The sequence below is a fragment of the Arcticibacter tournemirensis genome (assembly GCF_006716645.1).
Lineage (GTDB): Bacteria > Bacteroidota > Bacteroidia > Sphingobacteriales > Sphingobacteriaceae > Arcticibacter > Arcticibacter tournemirensis.
Window position 1 is genome coordinate 46,087 of record NZ_VFPL01000002.1, and the last position, 22,624, is coordinate 68,710.

The 22,624-nt window shown below is 46.9% G+C and carries 4 protein-coding genes; all 4 read right to left on the reverse strand.

Annotation, left to right across the window (positions count from 1 at the left end):
* Positions 1 to 2 precede the first annotated feature (2 nt).
* The gene (locus BDE36_RS21935) at positions 3 to 914 is read right to left on the reverse strand and encodes an IS982 family transposase (RefSeq protein ID WP_420837437.1); all 912 of its coding nucleotides are present in this window, start codon (positions 912 to 914) and stop codon (positions 3 to 5) included.
* A gap of 119 nt (positions 915 to 1,033) precedes the next feature.
* The gene (locus BDE36_RS21940; protein ID WP_161987779.1) at positions 1,034 to 2,254 is read right to left on the reverse strand and encodes a T9SS type B sorting domain-containing protein; all 1,221 of its coding nucleotides are present in this window, start codon (positions 2,252 to 2,254) and stop codon (positions 1,034 to 1,036) included.
* 37 nt (positions 2,255 to 2,291) lie between these two features.
* The gene (locus BDE36_RS21945; RefSeq protein ID WP_141816699.1) at positions 2,292 to 3,725 is read right to left on the reverse strand and encodes a TlpA family protein disulfide reductase; all 1,434 of its coding nucleotides are present in this window, start codon (positions 3,723 to 3,725) and stop codon (positions 2,292 to 2,294) included.
* A 19-nt stretch (positions 3,726 to 3,744) separates the two neighbouring features.
* Positions 3,745 to 22,608 (reverse strand): hypothetical protein, encoded by an 18,864-nt coding sequence (locus tag BDE36_RS21950; RefSeq protein ID WP_141816700.1) that lies wholly within the window; start codon positions 22,606 to 22,608, stop codon positions 3,745 to 3,747.
* Between the last annotated feature and the right edge of the window lie 16 nt (positions 22,609 to 22,624).

Consider the following 22,624-nt stretch of genomic DNA (forward strand, 5'->3'; position numbering starts at 1 on the left):
GTTTAAGCGGCAAGGGCATGTTTTAAGTGATTAATGGGTTTGTTGTTTTTGAAATTGATCAACTGCAGAACGGCTACGCCACTTATCTTTGAACACATCCTTGTGAAGAGCCCGCTGAGCGATTTTGCATAATTCCTTTTGATGTAAAGGTGGTCGCAAAGCTGAGAAAACAGAGTTTCCACTCTCTTGCGGACGTATCGGTAAGAAGGATTCCAGAGCGTTGTTCTTTTCTTCATATTATTCCTTAAAGGGGTGATTAACCGAATCCTGTCCTGTTCAAAAAGAGTGGTTTGATAGGGCAGGGATAAATATCCTTTATCTGCAATTAATTCACATTCATTTAGTTCCAGATTTTCAAGCTGGCTGAGATAGTGTACATCATGTACATTAGCAGCCGTTATTCCCATTGATACCGGAACACCGGCTTTCGAAATAATCAGTTGCATTTTGAAGCCGTAATAATGCAGCCTGTGAGATGCATGATACCCTCTGGAAGGTTGTACATGCAAATCTTCTCTGCAAATGCTGGTCCTGGAAATCCTTACATTCTGACAAATAGGAACAGGTACCGAATCTATAATAAACTGGCGGTTATCGGGATTGATTATTTCCGATATAGGTTGAGCCACCAGGGCAATATAATCCTGAAGTCTCTTTCGCCTTCTGTTGTAATTAGACCGGTCTATTAAATTAGGAAACTCCCCGCTATATTCTGTTCTAAGTTTAGAAAACAGCAGGTTTTCCGAGTCAATACCCAGTGCTTCGGAAGTAATAGACAAAGCAACTATCTCTATATCTGACAGTTTTGGCAAATTCCTGTACTTGAAGAAGTTGCCATCCGCTAACATATATTCTGTCAAAGCAAGTTTGCTAATCTCAAGAATCTTATCGAAATTGGTCTTTAAGTTGTGCATGTAAGAAAATGTCGAATACTTTCTTAATTTACTGCTTATCAGTAACGTGCACAACTTTATTCCTTCTTCTTTTTTCATTTATTTACTTTTACTCAAACCGCACAACGGGTTTACTTATACTATTCTTTGACCACCGAAATAAAACCTGTCATTTTATTTTTCCCTGAATCGATCGACAAAACGTAATAAAAAGTATCTTCAGGAACAGGAACGCCATTAAAAGTTGCATCCCAGGTATTATTATATCCGTTCTGGCTAAACACAACCCGGCCAGCCCTGTCAAAAATCTTAACTTCGTTATTAGGGTACAGGTCAATATTTTTAACGATCCATACGTCATTTACCCCATCGCTGTTAGGGGTCACCATGTTGTTGGCAACAAGCGTTTTATAGTCGTTTACTACGTTAATTACAATACTTTGTGTAACGCTACATCCCGCGCCGTTATTGACTATTACTTTGTAAGTAGTGGTTTTTACCGGTCTTACTACAATGGAAGAATCTGTAGTGTGACCACCAATTAATCCTTCACTGACATCCCAGAGATAAGTCGTTCCGCCATTCGCTGTTAAAACCACTTCATCTCCCAGTGATAAGTTTTCTCCTTTGTCGGCTAAGATCTTCCCATTAGGTGCCTGAACCACCTTAACTGTAACAGGATCTGAAATAGTGGAAATTCCATTTGCAAGAACAGTTTGCACTGAGTAGTCACCGTTATCTATCACCGTTAACTCTCTCTGGGTTGCTCCCTGCAACTGAACTCCATTTCTGTACCATTGCCATGAAGAGGCCAAGACCGTGCTCAGCGTTACCGACGATCCTTTACAAAAAGTGGTACTACCTGATGCAATTACGGGAGGGATAACAAAGCCCGAAGATACAGCTGTAACGTCCGAGACGTTAACAGCGTCGCTGAAAAGCTGACTTACATACTTATCGTACGCATTTGAGATACTTCCGCTAGCGAGCAGATAATCTTTGTAATTATTGCTCCCAGTGGTGTTCGTGTAAGCCAGATTGAGCGAAGATGCATTATTCCCATTTAATTCCGTATTTAAAAAGTCGAGAGCCATCGTTCCACGAAAAAGCACGGGGCTGCTAAAATGATATATCCGGGTGATACTATTATACTGCGGCCACGAAACCGGGGAATTACCTCTTAAGACAGTGAGGTTTTTAAGTTCAAAATCTACAGACGGAATAAGAGATAAGCCATCGGTACTAAAAAGTGTACCGCTTTTAATATAGACTCCCTGCCCGTCTGCCTTGAGCTGTGCTCTCGCGTCCTTATTTAAGGAAACCGCCATCACACAGACCATAAATACAATCAGTTTCTTCATTTTATTAGTTATAAATCTGTCCTGCCTTCGCATTCTCTTACTTTCGGATAGCTTTTTCAAGATCCTCAACCGTCTCAGGAAGGCCGACTATTTTATTTGTTTTAGAATCCACAAGAACCAAAACGGGAGTAGAAAGGATATAATAAGCACTTGCCTCCGGACTGTTTATTCCACCGTTTGCTCTGCTATGCTTCCAGCCAGTCAGTTTAAGTTTTGCATCCTCCCAAACCTTGATTTCCGTATCTGTAAAGTCTACACTTATGGCAAAAACCTCCATCACTTTTTTCCCGCCTGCCTTTTGATACCATGGATATAGCTTTTCCACAAGCTCCTTACAGTGCTGACAGTCGGCCGACCAAAACATGACGAGCTTGTAAGGAGAGGTGGTGTTGTAGCTATGGAATTGAACAGGTTTCCCTGAAGCATCCGTTGTTGCAAAATCAGGAGCGACCGTACCCGGCCTGATTGTTTCTATTCCCTGAAGTCTCTTTTCGATCTCAAGGCGCTTGGTTGTTATACATCTTGGATCCTGAAGGTAAGGCTCAAGCATTTTAATGCCGGAAGCTATGTTAAATCCCTCGTAACCCTTGTAAAAATAATCGACCATCCATCCGTAGACGAGAGGGTGACCTGATTTTGCTTTTTTAATTGCTCGCTGACCAGCGAGGGTAAAGAGAGAGTCACGAAGGGCAACAGTTGTTGCCATTGCACCATAGAGATTCACATATGCGTTCATCCAATCTTTAAGATCTGCAGTTTTTGCCAGCAGGGGGTCTTTAAAATCCATATAGTCAAAATAATGATCCATTATACTTTGCATTCTCGCTGCATCTGTACCTTTGAATTCAGTTTGAGGAATGTATTGAAATTGAAAAACCTTTGACACAAACGCGTCGGAATGTCGCTGTATCTCCTCTGCTAGCCAGGCGTTGTATTCCTTCCGACGTCTTTCATATTCATCAATACCATTCTTATAGAAACCAGACTCTGGCTGATCATAACTGACAAGAAAACTCTGAAGAAGAGAAATCTGAGTTCGCCTTTTCGAATTCTGTTTAGAAAATTCAGCAAAGAGTGTATTCTCTTTCTCTCCTTTTTGGAACCAGGTACTGTCAGGGTTATTTACAGCTTTAGGATTGACCCAAAGCTCTAAGCCTTGCTTCCCTACAAAAAAATATCGTTCAGAAGGGTAAGGAGTACTTGACTCCTTTTCCTTGTAGTCAAAGCGGAGTACGAATTGACCAGGAGTACGTTCTGAAGGTATACTTAAAACAGAAACCTCTCCCTTTTTAATATTATCCTTTTCTATTATAGGTTTTAATGCTCCAGAACCAGATAATGGCATCAAGCTTATCTTTGTTGAATAAACTTCTGAAATGTGAACTTTTAGTTCAACATTTTGCGCATTGACAGTTACACTATCTATAAGAAAGAATAACAATGCAGCATTCACAATCAAACTCTTTTTCATCCTTTATTTTTTATCATCGTTAATCTTTTAAACATCTTAATGGAGTTGCAATCGCCTTGTTTAAGCTGACAACAGAACTGCTCCCACTACCAAAACCTAATGCATACCCATTCTCATAAGTACTTCCAACATAACTACTTGTCCAGTAATACCCTGTCACCCCTCTACCTACCAATGCTCCGTTCGCTGCAGCTAGGTATCCCGCTGGATGGAGTCGCAACACGGAATTAAATGCATGTCCTGCATTTTGCCAATATTGCGGCTGATCATCGGCATTATAAAACTCTGTATACGTCGGCAAACGCCATCGGTTACCAAGAAGTCGTGTACATGGATCTATTGATGCCGCCCATCCGACATTCCACTCAGAAATACTTGTAATCCATGCTCTAACCGGAATATAGCTGTTTCCATCGTGCTTGTATCCCTGTAGTCTGTTAAACTGCCAATACCAGCCAGACGATGATTCTGTGGCATCACTCACTGATAAAGCAGGCTGTGCAGAACCTAAATTTTGGGTTATCCAGCACTTAGCTAATCCACTTATATTGGTACTTATTGTCTGATAAGTAATCGATTTTGACTCTGGAGCTCCGTTTATTCCTATTTCATGAATTACGCTCACTGGCAGGCATATTTTAAAGCTGCTAACACTTGGGCTATAAGAGGTGCCTTTACTATTCATAACGTAGGCTCTTACATAAACAGTAACTCCTTCGTTTAAACCAGAAATTGTTTCCGTAAAAGATCCTACTCCCAAGCCAGACATTATTTTATTATCTGTTATAGCTGGTATTGGATTAGTAGTACTCCAGCAGAAACCTCTTTCTGTGATATTTACACCTCCGTCCGGCCCAGCTATGGCCGTACATTTGGCGCTTGAACCAGTCATTGTTATTGTAGGCACATCTACTGAACTTACTGAAGCTAAAGCGGGAACCAGAGCGTCACGCACGCATCGAACGGGGGTTGCATTTGCTTTGTTCAGACCGACAACTGAGCTGCTATTGCTAGTTACCAGCATGGCGTAGGCATCAACATAGGTACTTCCTACGTGACTGTTACTCCAGTAATAGCCGGTTGCTCCACGACCTGTCAATGCCCCTGCTGCTGCGGTTAAATAGCCTGCTGCGTGCAACTTCAATACAGATCCAAAAGCATCATTATAATTCAGCCAGAATTGAGGAGCGTCGTCTGCATTAACCCATTCAGAAACTGTAGGCAATCTCCATCCCGAGCTCAAAAGACGAACACAAGGATCATTTGTTGACGCCCAGCTAACATTCCATTCCGAGATACTTGTTATCCATGGGGTCCAGCCATTCTTCGGACTATAGCTTGTCCCGTCATGCTTGTAGCCTTGCAGTTGGTTAAACTGCCAATACCAGCCAGAGGATAATGCAGAAGCATCTGTCACAGAAGTCGCCTGTTTCTCTGCACCAAGATTTTGAGTAAGCCAGCATAATGCAGACTTACTTATTCCGCTACTAATAGAATGATATGTTATCGTCTTGCTCTCCGGTGATCCATTAAGTCCTTCAGTATGAATAACGTTAAACTCTGTTGGACATATTTTGAAGCTGGTCACTGAAGGGCTGTAGGCTACACCCTTACTGTTGATAACATATGCCCGCACATATACGGTCGGACCTTCCGTCAGTCCGCTGATCGTTGTATTGAAAGTCCCTACTCCCGAACCCGACAGGATCTTATTGTCTGCTACCGTAGGAGTGACATTCGTCGTACTCCAGCATAGTCCCCGCTCGGTAATAGATGCCCCGCCGTCAGGTCCTGCGGTAGCAGTCCCAATTGCTGTTGAGCTGGTCATCGTCGAGGTCGGGATGTCCACATTGCTTACCGACGCAAGATTGATCACTACGGCATCCCGAACACACCGTACCGGTGTGGCGTTCGCCTTATTCAGGCTTACAAGCCCGCTGCTCCCGCTGCCGATACCTAAGGCATATCCGTTCTCATACGTACTACCCACAAAACTGCTGCTCCAATAATAACCTGTCGTGCCACGGCCCGTCAGCACTCCTCCTGCTGCTGTCAGGTAACCCCCGGCATGTAGTTTCAGTACCGACTTGTACGTATCTGTGTAGTTCTGCCAGAACTGAGGTGCATCATCTGCACTGTCCCACTCTGTGGCAGTCGGCAAACGCCAGCCTGATCCTAATAAAAGGATACATGGATCGCTACCCGCTGCCCAGCCCACGTTCCATTCCGAGATACTGGTAACCCAGGCTGTCCAGGCATTCTTCGGACTGTAGTTCGTCCCGTCATGCTTATATCCCTGCGAACGGTTGAACTGCCAGTACCAGCCTGAGGATGCCTCACTCGCATCGGTCGCCCCGGAGGCTTCCTGGCTCGACCCCAGGTTCTGTGTTAACCAGCATAAAGCCGATTTACTGATCCCGCTGCTGATCGAATGATAGGTCACTGTCTTATCTTCCGGAGCCCCGTTCAACCCTTCTGTATGGATCACCGTAAACTCTGTCGGACAGATCTTAAAGCTGCTCACCACCGGACTGTACGCTGTACCTACTCCATTGGTTGCGTAGGCCCGCACATAATAAGTCGTCCCTTGTACCAGGCCTTCCAGCTTCGAAGTGAAGGTGCCGATACCCGTACCTGCCTTGATGATATTGTCGGCAATCGTCGGTATGGCCTTCGAGGTACTCCAGCATAGTCCCCGGTCCGTAACAGCCGAACCTCCGTCGGGTGCTACTGTTGCCGTACCCAGCGCCGTGCTGTCGGTCATCGTACTGGTCGGAATACTCACATTGCTCACCGATGGTAATGCCGGCACGATCGCATCCCGAACGCAACGAACAGGCGTGGCATTGGCCTTGTTCAGACCTACAACTGAACTGCTCGTCCCTGTGATCAGCATCGCATACGCATCTACATACGTACTGCCTACGAAGCTATTGCTCCAGTAATAGCCGGTTGTTCCACGACCTGTTAATGCCCCTGCTCCTGCCGTCAGGTATCCCGCCAAATGAAGCTTAAGAACCGACTTGTACGCATCAACACTACTGTTCCAGTTCTGTGGAGGTGCATCCGCCGTTGACCACTCCGTAGAGGTCGGCAAGCGCCACCCTGATCCTAACAGAAGCCCGCACGGATCGTTCGCATAAGCCCATCCTACATTCCATTCCGAAATACTCGTCGTCCACGCTGTCCAACCATTCTTCGGACTGTAACTTGTTCCGTCATGCTTGTAACCCTGTGACCGGTTGAACTGCCAGTACCAACCCGATGAACTTTCTGTATCGTCGTTCACTGCCAGCGCCTGACGGTCAGATCCTAAGTTCTGGGTTATCCAGCACCTGGAGAATCCTCCTATATTACTACTGATTGTTCCGTATGTTATTGTCTTGGTTTCCGGGGCTCCGTTGAGTCCTCCCACGTGAGTCACCGTTAAAGGAAGACATATTTTGAAGCTGGTCACTGAAGGGCTGTAGGCTACACCCTTACTGTTAATAACATATGCCCGCACATATACGGTCGGACCTTCCGTCAGTCCGCTGATCGTTGTATTGAAAGTCCCTACTCCCGAACCCGACAGGATCTTATTGTCTGCTATCGTAGGAGTGACATTCGTCGTACTCCAGCATAGTCCCCGCTCGGTAATAGATGCCCCGCCGTCAGGTCCTGCGGTAGCAGTCCCAATTGCTGTTGAGCTGGTCATCGTCGAGGTCGGGATGTCCACATTGCTCACCGATGCAAGATTGATCACTACGGCATCCCGAACACACCGTACCGGTGTGGCGTTCGCCTTATTCAGGCTTACAAGCCCGCTGCTCCCGCTGCCGATACCTAAGGCATATCCGTTCTCATACGTACTACCCACAAAACTGCTGCTCCAATAATAACCTGTCGTGCCACGGCCCGTCAGCACTCCTCCTGCTGCTGTCAGGTAACCCCCGGCATGTAGTTTCAGTACCGACTTGTACGTATCTGTGTAGTTCTGCCAGAACTGAGGTGCATCATCTGCACTGTCCCACTCTGTGGCAGTCGGCAAACGCCAGCCTGATCCTAATAAAAGGATACATGGATCGCTACCCGCTGCCCAGCCCACGTTCCATTCCGAGATACTGGTAACCCAGGCTGTCCAGGCATTCTTCGGACTGTAGTTCGTCCCGTCATGCTTATATCCCTGCGAACGGTTGAACTGCCAGTACCAGCCTGAGGATGCCTCACTCGCATCGGTCGCCCCGGAGGCTTCCTGGCTCGACCCCAGGTTCTGTGTTAACCAGCATAAAGCCGATTTACTGATCCCGCTGCTGATCGAATGATAGGTCACTGTCTTATCTTCCGGAGCCCCGTTCAACCCTTCTGTATGGATCACCGTAAACTCTGTCGGACAGATCTTAAAGCTGCTCACCACCGGACTGTACGCTGTACCTACTCCATTGGTTGCGTAGGCCCGCACATAATAAGTCGTCCCTTGTACCAGGCCTTCCAGCTTCGAAGTGAAGGTGCCGATACCCGTACCTGCCTTGATGATATTGTCGGCAATCGTCGGTATGGCCTTCGAGGTACTCCAGCATAGTCCCCGGTCCGTAACAGCCGAACCTCCGTCGGGTGCTACTGTTGCCGTACCCAGCGCCGTGCTGTCGGTCATCGTACTGGTCGGAATACTCACATTGCTCACCGATGGTAATGCCGGCACGATCGCATCCCGAACGCAACGAACAGGCGTGGCATTGGCCTTGTTCAGACCTACAACTGAACTGCTCGTCCCTGTGATCAGCATCGCATACGCATCTACATACGTACTGCCTACGAAGCTATTGCTCCAGTAATAGCCGGTTGTTCCACGACCTGTTAATGCCCCTGCTCCTGCCGTCAGGTATCCCGCCAAATGAAGCTTAAGAACCGACTTGTACGCATCAACACTACTGTTCCAGTTCTGTGGAGGTGCATCCGCCGTTGACCACTCCGTAGAGGTCGGCAAGCGCCACCCTGATCCTAACAGAAGCCCGCACGGATCGTTCGCATAAGCCCATCCTACATTCCATTCCGAAATACTCGTCGTCCACGCTGTCCAACCATTCTTCGGACTGTAACTTGTTCCGTCATGCTTGTAACCCTGTGACCGGTTGAACTGCCAGTACCAACCCGATGAACTTTCTGTATCGTCGTTCACTGCCAGCGCCTGACGGTCAGATCCTAAGTTCTGGGTTATCCAGCACCTGGAGAATCCTCCTATATTACTACTGATTGTTCCGTATGTTATTGTCTTGGTTTCCGGGGCTCCGTTGAGTCCTCCCACGTGAGTCACCGTTAAAGGAAGACATATTTTGAAGCTGGTCACTGAAGGGCTGTAGGCTACACCCTTACTGTTAATAACATATGCCCGCACATATACGGTCGGACCTTCCGTCAGTCCGCTGATCGTTGTATTGAAAGTCCCTACTCCCGAACCCGACAGGATCTTATTGTCTGCTACCGTAGGAGTGACATTCGTCGTACTCCAGCATAGTCCCCGCTCGGTAATAGATGCCCCGCCGTCAGGTCCTGCGGTAGCAGTCCCAATTGCTGTTGAGCTGGTCATCGTCGAGGTCGGGATGTCCACATTGCTCACCGATGCAAGATTGATCACTACGGCATCCCGAACACACCGTACCGGTGTGGCGTTCGCCTTATTCAGGCTTACAAGCCCGCTGCTCCCGCTGCCGATACCTAAGGCATATCCGTTCTCATACGTACTACCCACAAAACTGCTGCTCCAATAATAACCTGTCGTGCCACGGCCCGTCAGCACTCCTCCTGCTGCTGTCAGGTAACCCCCGGCATGTAGTTTCAGTACCGACTTGTACGTATCTGTGTAGTTCTGCCAGAACTGAGGTGCATCATCTGCACTGTCCCACTCTGTGGCAGTCGGCAAACGCCAGCCTGATCCTAATAAAAGGATACATGGATCGCTACCCGCTGCCCAGCCCACGTTCCATTCCGAGATACTGGTAACCCAGGCTGTCCAGGCATTCTTCGGACTGTAGTTCGTCCCGTCATGCTTATATCCCTGCGAACGGTTGAACTGCCAGTACCAGCCTGAGGATGCCTCACTCGCATCGGTCGCCCCGGAGGCTTCCTGGCTCGACCCCAGGTTCTGTGTTAACCAGCATAAAGCCGATTTACTGATCCCGCTGCTGATCGAATGATAGGTCACTGTCTTATCTTCCGGAGCCCCGTTCAACCCTTCTGTATGGATCACCGTAAACTCTGTCGGACAGATCTTAAAGCTGCTCACCACCGGACTGTACGCTGTACCTACTCCATTGGTTGCGTAGGCCCGCACATAATAAGTCGTCCCTTGTACCAGGCCTTCCAGCTTCGAAGTGAAGGTGCCGATACCCGTACCTGCCTTGATGATATTGTCGGCAATCGTCGGTATGGCCTTCGAGGTACTCCAGCATAGTCCCCGGTCCGTAACAGCCGAACCTCCGTCGGGTGCTACTGTTGCCGTACCCAGCGCCGTGCTGTCGGTCATCGTACTGGTCGGAATACTCACATTGCTCACCGATGGTAATGCCGGCACGATCGCATCCCGAACGCAACGAACAGGCGTGGCATTGGCCTTGTTCAGACCTACAACTGAACTGCTCGTCCCTGTGATCAGCATCGCATACGCATCTACATACGTACTGCCTACGAAGCTATTGCTCCAGTAATAGCCGGTTGTTCCACGACCTGTTAATGCCCCTGCTCCTGCCGTCAGGTATCCCGCCAAATGAAGCTTAAGAACCGACTTGTACGCATCAACACTACTGTTCCAGTTCTGTGGAGGTGCATCCGCCGTTGACCACTCCGTAGAGGTCGGCAAGCGCCACCCTGATCCTAACAGAAGCCCGCACGGATCGTTCGCATAAGCCCATCCTACATTCCATTCCGAAATACTCGTCGTCCACGCTGTCCAACCATTCTTCGGACTGTAACTTGTTCCGTCATGCTTGTAACCCTGTGACCGGTTGAACTGCCAGTACCAACCCGATGAACTTTCTGTATCGTCGTTCACTGCCAGCGCCTGACGGTCAGATCCTAAATTCTGAGTTATCCAGCACATTAAAGCTCCAGATATTTCAGTACTGATTGCATTATATTTAACAGTCTTATTTTCCGGCGCACCATTAAGTCCGGCGACATGTATGGCATCTATTGGTTTACAAATCTTAAATCGTACCGAAGTAGGACTATAACCAGTGCCGGCGCTATTTGTCGCAAAAGCTCTAACATAATATGTTTTTCCATCCTCCAATCCATTGATTGCAGCGGTGAAATCACCGAGCCCTGTTGTATCAACGGCAACAACGTTATCATTAACTGTCGGACTTCCAGTAGCATTCCAAACTAATCCTCTTTTCGTTACAGGTGCCCCTCCGTCCGGCGTTACCGTAGCTGTTCCGATTGCAAGGCTGTCTGTCATTTTAGTAATCGTTACATTACTCACCTGGGGCGGAGCAATAACAAGTGCATCTCTTATACATCTCAACGACCATCCCCTGTCTGCTTTAGTGTAACTTGCAACCTTACTCACTCCTGTTGCCGCACTGAATTCCAGGTAAGATCCACTCGTAGTACTTGCCTGTGTCGCACTCCAGAACATCCCATAGCTGCCACGATCACTTAGAGCTCCTAATTTCAGCTGCCCTCCATAATGCAGTTTCAATTCAGAAGCATACGCGTTTTTCGAACTCCATCCTCCATTACCAACTGCATTCGTCCATTCCGTTGCCGTGGGTATACGCCACCCTGTGCTCAGCAACAAGTTACATGGATCGGTAGCTGATGTCCAATTCAGACTTTCATTGATAGTTGTAACCCATCCTGTTGACGGTGTCAACACCGTTCCATCATGCTTGTAACCCTGAACGCGGTTGAACTGCCAGTACCATCCTGCTGAGGCTTCAGACGCATCTGTCGCTGAACCCGCTATCTGATCGGCACCCAGGTTTTGAGTGAGCCAACAACTAGCGGAGCCAGATAATGTACTATTCACCGAATGATATTTAACCTTCTTCGTAACAGGAGAGCCATTAAAGCCTGCGCTATGCAAAATCTCAAATTCCTGTGGACAAATCTTAAATGTGGTAACCTGAGGGCTATAATTTAGCCCGATACTATTTTCAGCGTATGCCCTCACATAATAGGTGGGGCCTTCTTTCAATCCTTCTATTACTCCGTTGAATGTTGAATCAGTTGAACTACTCGGAATTTTATTATCATTGATTGTAGGATATCCGGTGGTGTTCCACACAATCCCTCGTGCAGTTACCGGAGATCCTCCATTAGTCACAATGGAAGCGATAGCTTCTGCAGTGCTGTCTGTCATCGTTGTAGTAGAAATGACTACGTTGCTCAATGTTGGAGGCATCTTCACTGCTGCATCTCTCAAACAACGAACGGAGAAGCCATATGCTTTATCATGGGCAATCATTGCGCTGCCTGCATTATAAAATTGCAAATCCCAGCCAGCTGTGGTACTGTTTCTCGTACTACTCCAATAGTTACCCTGTGTGCCGCGGCCTCCAAGTGCCCCGGTATTGTAAGCAAGATATCCTGCGTTGTGTAACTTTAATACCGAATTGTAAGCATCGTTCTGCACTGTCCAGTTCTGAGGAGCACCATCTACATTCAGCCATTCTGTATAGGTCGGCATACGCCAGTCGACACCAAGCATATTATTACATGGATCATTAACAGGAGCCCAGTCGCTTGCTTCATTAATTGCGGTCATCCAGGCAATCGGGGTGCGTGCTGTAGTATATTGATATCCCAGCATCCTGTTAAACTGGAAATACCATCCGGCAGAAGGCTCAGTGGCATCGGTTACCGATGTTGCTTCCCTGTCTGCCCCCAGATTTTGAGTGATCCAGCATCGTGCGGCGCCAGTCATATACGTGCCGGTCGCGTGATACGTTACCTTCTTTGTCACCGGTGCTCCCTTCACTCCTGCTGTATGTTGAATATCAAAAGACGCAGGGCAAACAACAGTCATCACCGCGTTGAAACCCGTACTGTCACTGTAAGCAGTACCAGCACTGTTAGTTGCATATGCCCGTATATAATAAACGTCCCCTTCCTTCAGTCCGGTAACTTTCCCGGCAAAGGCTCCGGTACCGCCGCCTGAAATGGCAATTACCTGATCTGCTAGTGTAGGACTGCCAGTTGTATTCCAGCAGAACCCACGGGCTGTGACCGGCGCACCGCCATCTGACCCTATTGCTGCTGATACGTCTGCTGTGGTTGCAGTCATTGTAAAAGGATCAACAGTGACACTGCCGACAGAGGGAAGCGATATCTTGATTGAATCGCGAAGACACCTAACACTGAAGGCATATGCCTTATCATGACTTAGCACCGGATTAGCAGATGAATAGACAGGAAGGTCATACGCTGTCGTAGTGTTCGTTTGTACGCTGCTCCAGAAATTACCCTGTGTACCGCGACCCGCAAGCACCCCAGTGGTATTATTCAGGTATCCCGAATAATGAAGCTTAAGAGGAGAGCTCGCAAAAGGAAGGCCTCCGTTGCTAATCACATTCGTCCATTCTGTATTTGTCGGGATACGCCAGCCTGATCCAAGCAATGAAGTACAAGGATCTGTTAATGACGTCCAATTACGGGTCTCATTGATCGCAAACCAACCGGTAAGAGGTGTGCGTACAGCACCTCCGTATTGATAAGCCTGAGTCCGGTTAAACTGCCAGTACCATCCAGCTGATGCATCGGTAGCATCAGCGAGTGAGGTTGCCTGTTGATCTGCGCCCAGGTTTTGGGTTAACCAACATGCCGCCTGACCAGAGAGAGTACTGCTTACAGAATGATAAGTCACACTCTTCGTAGCTGCAGCTCCATCAATGCCTTCGATGTGTTGTACAGTAAATTCCGGGGGACATATTTTAAAGCTACTTGCTTCCGTACTATAGCCCGTGCCGATGCTGTTTGTCGCATAGGCCCTCACGTAATAGGTCGGCCCTTCTTTTAGTCCTGATAAAGTCTTGGTAAATGATCCCAGGCCGTCACCCGATGCAATTTTATTATCGCTTGTCGTCGGATCGCCAGTAGTATTCCAACAGAAACCGCGCTCTGTTACGGGAGACCCGCCGTCCGGTGTCACAATTGCCGTTGCGTCTACGGCGGTTGAAGTCATTTCAGAGAATGTCACTTTACTTACCGATGGCTTCGACATGACTACCGTATCCCTCAAACAACGAAGCGTAAAGCCATGCCATTTATAGCTACTATAAATAGCGTTCGCGCCACTACTAAACTGAAGATAATTCGCAGTAGTTGGCGCAGTAGCGGTACTGCTCCAGAATATACCATAGGTTCCTCTGCCTGCTAGTGAGCCGTCGGCATAATTGAGGTAACCCGAATTATGTAATTTCAATGGTGTCGTAAACGGAATTCCACCATTAGCAATGACGTTCGCATATTCCGTTGAAGTAGGAATACGCCAACCGGAGCCCAAAAGAAGGTTACAAGGATCATTTTCGGGAACCCAGTCACTGGTTTGTGTTAAGCTTGTCCAGGTAGTAGCAGGGCTTCGGGCACTAGTATATTTGTATCCTTGAGGCCTATTGAACTGCCAGTACCACCCAGCTGATGTTTCTGTTGCGTCATTGACAACTGTCGCCTGCTGATCTGCCCCGAGATTTTGGGTGATCCAGCATCTTGCTGCTCCGGAATACATCGTACTTACGGAGTGATATGTAACGGTCTTCGAAACAGGTGCTCCATTAAGCCCCTCGACGTGCTGCACAATGAACTCAGGCGGACAGATCTTAAAGCTGGTGACTATAGGACTATAACTTGTGCCCTGCGCATTGACAGCATAAGCTCTTATATAATATGTAGGGCCTTCTTTCAGACCATCGATTAAACTGGTAAAGCTGCCGGTTCCAGCCCCCATTGTAATTTGATTATCTGCAATTTGAGGATCGCCTGTAGTATTCCAGCAGAATCCGCGTTCTGTCACCTCCGCTCCGCCATCTGGGGCAACTGTAGCCGTTGCTTTTACTGAAGAACTCGTCATATCAGAAATAACCACGTTACTAACAGAGGCTTTGGAAATTACAATAGAATCTCTTATACACCTTAGAGAAAATGCATATCTGGCCTTTGGATTACTATGAACATAACTTACAGTTGAGTTAAATCCTATATTCCCACCATTTGCCGTAGTGGCCTGATTACTCGTCCAGTATTCTCCTGTAGAACCACGGTATACAAGTCCTCCATTATCAAGATATCCTGCAGCATGTAGCTTCAACTCGGAATTAAAAGTATTAGTATAGTTATTCCAGTTTTGCGGAGCGCCGTCGGCATTTGTCCACTCAAGAGTAGTTGGAATTCTCCATCCTGTACCAATAAGCAAACTACAAGGATCATTTTCGGGTTTCCAGTCACTATCTTCCGTAATGGCTGGCACCCATGTAAGCGGATACCTGACTGTAGTATATTGATATCCCTGAATCCTGTTGTATTGCCAGTACCAGCCTGCCGCGGGTTCTGTTGCGTCAGTTGCCGCCACAGCCTGTTTGTCGGCCCCAAGATTTTGTGTTAGCCAGCAAGCTGCCTTTCCACTAATATTGGTACTTATTGAGTGATAAGTTACCGTCTTTGATACAGGGGCTCCGTTAAGTCCTTCGACGTGAATGACATCAAATGCTGACGGACATATCTTGAAACTTGTTACTACTGAGCTATAAGCCACACCTGCGCTGTTTACTGCGTAGGCCCGTACATAATAAGTTGGTTGTTCTATAAGTCCTTTTAGGTTGGCTGTAAAGCTGCCTTTTCCGGAACCAACACGTATAGTATCGTCCGCAATGGTAGGGTTACCTGTTGTATTCCAGCAAATTCCCCTTTCTGTTACGGCGGCACCTCCATCAGCAATAACCGATGCTGTGCCATCACCTGTACTATTCGTGAGATTAGACATCACCACATTACTTAATGTAGCGCGTACAGCTTTAGTTGTGAGGCTATCGAGATTACCGTAAGCGGTTCCCTTACTATTTATTGCGAAGGCTTTCACGTAGTATTTAGTCCCCGGCGACAACCCGGTGAATTGATTCGTGTAGTACCCGGTGTCGCTCACACTATTCGTCAACTTCGTAACGGTATTTATGTCCAGATTCTTAGTCGTTCCCCATATGATACCTCTGCTAAGAATTGGCATCCCTCCGTCATCCGTTACATCGCCCCCGCTTGTTGCTTTAATGCTATCCACATCAAATGGAGGTATCGTTATAAGCGTTGGCAGCATCACAGGAAGCGTTGTAAACTGAACCTGACTGCCGTAACCTGTTCCTACTGCATTGGAGGCATATGCCCTCACGTAATAAGTAGTATTAGGCGACAATCCCTTCATTTTGGCTATAAAGCTTCCGATAGTGTGGACTGTCGTATCAACAGTTTTGGTTGTAAGAGATATATCAGGGTTGCTGTATCTGCTCCAAACAATTCCCCGTGCCAGGATTCTGGACCTGCCATCATCTGTTACTTCTCCTCCACTCGTGGCGGTAGTGGCTATTATATTTGTTACCGGCGTGGTAGCCGTCAGCGTTGGTATACCATTTGTCTGGAATGTTCTTTCAATTCCGTAGGCAGTACCAATTTTATTGATGGCGTAAGCCCTGACATAATAAAGCGTGTTTGGTTTCAGCCCGCTTAATGTAACCAGATAAGTATCCGTTCCGTCGCCATTATAGGTACGGCTATCATCAACAGTAGGATTCGTATGGGTAGCCCAGCAAATCCCTTTAAGCGTTACCGGAGCTCCGCCGTCGCTGGTAATCTCACCGCCGGTCTTTACAGTTGTTCCTGTAACCTCTGTCAATTCTATCGTATTCAGAATCGGCGATGTTGGGAAGATCGTAACCGTTACCTGATTACCATAAGCTGTGCCGGCACTGTTTGTAGCATATGCCCTTATATAATATGAAATACTTAATTCCATATTAGTAATCGTGCTGTTAAACTTACCAATGCCCTGTCCATCCACCGTTTTGTTCGCAGTAACAGTATCCGGGTTAAAATTCGCATCAGTGCTCCATATAACGCCTCGCTGCGTAATTTCTGCACCGCCGTCTTTTGTAACCTGTCCCCCGGTTAAAACGCTGGATTTAGATATTGGCGTTGCATAAGAGGTCGTTACTATCGGTAATGCAGGTGGGGTAGTAAAGCTAACTTCATCGCCATAAGCAGTACCCTGATTATTTACCGCATACGCCCTCACATAGTACTTAGTAACAGGCGACAGATTGGTAAGCGAGCTAAAGAAATTGTTCCCCGACCAACTATCATAAGTCGTTTTTGTATAGAGGTTAGTAGTCGGATTCGGATTGGTGCTCCAGCATACTCCCTGATTTGTCACAGATGTTCCGCCATCACTAATCAATACTCCGCCTGATGTGGCTGCGTATCCCGTTGACGATGGTGATGCAGGTTTGGTAGTAAGCTTAGGCAGATCAAGGGTCGTAAAGCTTATTTCGTTAGAAGCATAAGCAATCCCTACACTATTGATTGCATAAGCCCGAACATAATAGGTCGTTCCGCGGGTTAATCCGGTCATACCACTTGTGAAGTACCCTATTCCGGTTCCTGTCTGAACCGTTTTATTATTAACAACAGTATCAGGATTGAATCCTTTGGTTGTACTCCAAATTACACCACGAGTGGTGACCGGCTCTCCTCCATTATCTGATATATGGCCACCGGTCGATGTCGTTAATCCATATACGTTCCACGCTTCGCGAGTCGTCAGAGTTGCAAGCTTCGGAGGATCGGTAATGAAACTTAAGAGATTCCCATAGCTTGTTCCGGCAATGTTCCTCGCGTAAGCCATTATGTAGTAGGTTGTACTACCCTTGAGCTCGGTCAATTTGCTAACAAACGAACCTGAGCCTCCGCCGTTATTGATCCTGTTAACAATAACCGTATCCTGATTAAAGTTAGGATCTGTACTCCAGACAACACCGCGAGAAGTAATCTCAGCGCCTCCATTGTCGGTGATATTTCCCCCGCTTGTTGCCTTCGTAGGTCCGTCAGCCGAAGCATATGCGGTAGTGATTGTTGGCAATGTTGGACTCTTGAAGCTCATCTCCTCACCATACGCAACACCAACTGAATTTACAACATACGCCTTCACATAATAAACCGTGTTTGGAGTTAAACCGGTGAGATTTGCAGTAAAGCTGCCCGTATAATAGCCAGGCTGAGCGGTTCTATTGATAGTATCAGGGATAAAATTAGGTTGTGTACTCCAGTAAATACCACGCGTTGTTACCAGTGCACCACCATGACTAACAATCGTGCCGCCACTTGTAGCGGTAGTAGAAGATGTAGCTACAGGCTGAGTTGTCACTATTGTAGCCAAAACAGGCGGACGAGTTGTGAAGCTTTCTACCTGACCATAAGCTGTGCCAACACTATTTATTGCATATGCACGAACGTAGTAGGTCGTGCTGCCCATAAGCTCTGTTAGCGTTCTTACAAAACTTCCCGAACCTGGTCCATTAGAAATATGTTCTCCTGCTGTTGTCGGTGTATTTTCGGTACTCCAGCAAATTCCACTTTCAATAATGTCTGTACCTCCGTTCGAAACAATATTTCCTCCTGTTTTTACAGCCACATTAGTGATAGAGGCCGGATCAGGCGGAATAGTTGTAATAATTGGTAAATCGAAGGTGGTAAAGCTTACTTCATTTGAAGCATACCCAATGCCGGCACTGTTTACCGCATATGCCCGCGCATAATAAGTAGTTCCCGGCTTCAGGTTTTTAAGAGTTGAACTAAAGTTCCCTGAACCAGCCTGAACCGTTTTATTTACAACAACCGTATCGGGGATAAATCCGGGAGCCGTACTATATACAATACCTTCTGTATTAATCAAACCACCACCATTGCTGACAATGATACCACCACAAAGCGCAGTCGTCCCGCTCACCCCGCTCCTGCCCGGCGTAGTAGTGAGCGTTGGTATAATCGGAGGATTAGTTGTAAATGTCTCTACCTGTCCGTACGCGATTCCAGCACTATTAATTGCATAGGCGCGAACATAATAGACTGTACTACCCATCAGGTTCCCCATATTGTGCAGGAACTGGCCGATTCCTATTCCATTTCCCGTATGCGTTTCATATACATTTGGATTACCGGTGGTATTCCAGCAAATTCCGCTTTCGGTGACGGCAGCTCCGCCATCACTGATAATATTTCCACCACCCCTCGCTCCTGTACTGCTTATCTGGTCTACTGGCAAAGTTAAAACTGTTGCCGTCGTAAATGTAGAGAATACAACCTCGTTGCCGTACGCGATACCAACATCATTAATCGCATAAGCCCGCACATAATATTTAGTATTCGGCGTCAGGCCTGTAAGACCTCCCGAGAAAGCGCCTGTTCCACTGCCTGATGCGGCATGATCTCCATTGATGTCAGGATTTCCGGTTGTGTTCCAGCAGAAACCCCGCTCATTAACCAGTGCTCCACCGTTCCCTGTAACGTTTCCTCTTCCTGTCGCAGAAGTGCCGCCGATATTTACAACGTCAGTAGTTGTAACAGATGGTATAACCGGAGGAGCAGTTTTAAAGCTATCAAGGTTACCGTACCCGATTCCAACACTATTAATTGCATATGCCCGGATGTAGTACTTAGTACTACCCATTAGATTAATAAGCTTCACATTAAACGTTCCGGTGCCTGCACCGTTCTCAATGTAATCACCTGATGTAGTTGGATTGGGTGAGGTCCCCCAACAAACACCCCGGGACGTAACGTATTGATTCCCGTCGTTTTGTATATGCCCGCCCGTCATCGCTGTTGTGCTTGTAACACTGGTAGCAGGCATCGTTGTAATAAATGCAGTGGAGGACGTCGTCAGACTATCAAGATTCCCATACGCAACACCAAAGCTATTGATTGCATATGCCCTGACGTAATATTTCACACCAGGTGTCAGCCCTGTTATGTGACTTGTATAGATCCCTGTTCCAATTCCGCTTATCGGTTCTGACGTCTTTGTAGCCAGATCCACTGTTGGATTCTTTTGAGTGCTCCAGCAGACACCTTTTACCGTAATAATATCATCTCCGGTAGAGAAAATTTCACCTCCGCTATATGCCTCAAAACCGGTGATATCATACGGTGGAATAGTATTAAGGATGGCTAACGAAGTGGTTCTAAAGCTTGCCTCAGCACTCAAGCCAGTGCCTACTGAATTTATTGCGTAAGCCTGTGCATAGTATGTGGTGTTTGGAGTCAGGCCGGTGAGATTAGCTATGAAAGTGCCAATATCTGTCGTGTTATTATTTTCAGATGCTACGTAAGTATAATTTACTCTGTCGGTACTATACCGGATTCCTCGTTCTGTAACAGGGTCGCCTCCATTGTTCTTGACCAAAAATTCTCCAACCGCAGAAGTGTTAGTTATATAATTAATGTCAAAAGATGGTGGATAGACAGTTGGTAATATCGGAGGCAAAGTAGTAAACACCTTCAGATCACCTAAAGATTTACCATATTTATTCGCTGCATACGCTCTGACATAGTAGGTGGTATTCCCCAACAGATTTTCCATCTTACTTGGGAATATTCCTTCTCCCGATCCATCATTCGTCACAATTCTCGCATCCGGGTCATTGGCCGGATCTCCCTTGGTACTAAACATTAATCCACGCAAGGTAATTACAGCCGAACCACGGCTGGTGATATTACCACCACTTACGGCCGACATACTTGTCGTATCAGAAATGTCGAGTGTTATAATTACCGGGGCATCAGGATTGATAGTAAACGTCAGATCTTCTCCATAACCAACTCCCACGCTATTTCGGGCGTATGCCCTTATATGGTATGTAATATTTGGAGTTAGGCCAGGTATGATACTTGTAAATAATCCAAGCCCATCTCCGTCTACAGTGCGGCTGTTTGATATAGTTGGATTGAATGTAGTACTCCAGCAAATGCCCCTTTCTGTAACTTGCGCCCCTCCATCGTCAAGTACATTTCCTCCGGTGATGGTAGTTGTCTGATAGAACGAAGCAGCAGAAGTGGTTACCTTAGGAAGATCTGGCATTACCAGACTATCAAGATTACCATATGCAGTACCGGCTTTATTTACAGCGTAGGCCCGCACGTAATAAGTAACACCAGGAAGCAGGTTTATCATCTTACTGGTGTAAGAACCGGTGCCATCTCCATTCACTGGATCGGAAGTCTTTGTTGCCAGATCAATTGTCGGTATCTTTGTCGTATCCCAACAGATCCCTCTGGTGGTTATTACAGAGAAACCTGAATTTGAAATATCACCTCCACTCATCGCTGTATTACCCGAAATAGATCCCGGTTTTTTAGTAATAATGGTCGCATAGGACGCAGTGACAAAACTAGTTTCACTACTATAGCCGATACCCGCAATGTTCTTGGCATATCCCTTTACATAATAAGTAGTTCCCTGTAATAAGCCGGTTAGATTTGTAATGAAGGTCCCGATATCTGTAGGCGTAACCGTAGATGAAGGAACATATATATAGTTAACACCATCTGTACTGTAGCATAATCCTCTTTCCGTTACAATGGCTCCACCGTTATTCAGAATAAGGGCTGTTCCGGTAGCTGAGCTGCCTGTAATATCCGTGATCGTGATTGTGGGGTTGAGCACTGGCGGCACCGGAGGAGGTGTGGTAAATTCAACCAGATTACCATATGCCTTTCCTGCTGCGTTAACAGCATAAGCTCTCACATAGTATTTTGTATTTCCAAGCAGGCCCTCCAAGGTACTTGGATATGGACCAACACCTGAACCATCATCCGTGATGATATGTGACGGGTCATTCAAAGGATCTCCGGTGGCACTCCATATAATCCCCCTCTTCGTTACCGGTGCGCCGCCATCAGAAGTAATATCTCCTCCACTTCTGGCCCTTATACTGGTGATACTATCTGCAGGAAGTGTAATAATTGTCGGTGGCGCTATCGGTGTTGTGATAACGACATTTTCCCCATAAACGATTTCTTTATCGTTAACAGCATACGCACGGATGTAGTAGGTAGTCTTTGGCAGCAGGTCCTTCAGTTGAGACGGAAATACGCCCAGACCAGTACCAGTTGTGGTTATACGGGTTTTACCGATTGCGGTAGCAGTGTCAGGATCAGAATTTGTACTCCAGCAAATACCGGTAAGTGTTACCGGCGAACCGCCGTTAGCCAGGACATCCGATCCACTCGTTGCTGTATACGCCGCCAGATCTGTAACCGGAAGAGTCTTCACTACAGCATGGCATTCTATATTCTTCCATTCAGAGCCGTTATAGTATCTAAGAGATTTACTGGCGCTGTTAATATACATTGCTCCGACAGACAAGCCTACGATTATCGGATCGCTGTTTAATACAGGCAGTTTACAAGTTTTGACACCAAGGCCGGTAGTGAAACCGCTGCTTTCAGTAAAGCTTCCGGTTACCAGTTCAGCTAATTTATTCCAGCCTCCGCCGTTATAAACCATAAAGGCCTTCAAATCCACCGAGTAATACACTGTACCTGGCTTCAATGAGCCAACAGGAGCGCTGTTAAGGGAAGGCAAGCAGGGAATCCCTTTTTTAACCACAAAGTATTCTTCTGTTGATGTGGCATTGATTGTATTGGTACAAAAGCTGTCCCAGCCTGTACCGGTATAGATCATCGGCTTAAGATCAGACGTGCTATAGATAAGCATCCCGGGTTCAGGAGCGACTACAGAAGAGGGATTCAGAAATGGCAAGTGAGGAACCCCATCAACAACGCGAAAATAGCTTTGTCCCAATGCAGGATTAAATCCCGCAAAGAGTAAAACTAAAAATCCTGTTATGTGGAGAATTCGTTTCAAGGTTTCTGATAATAGC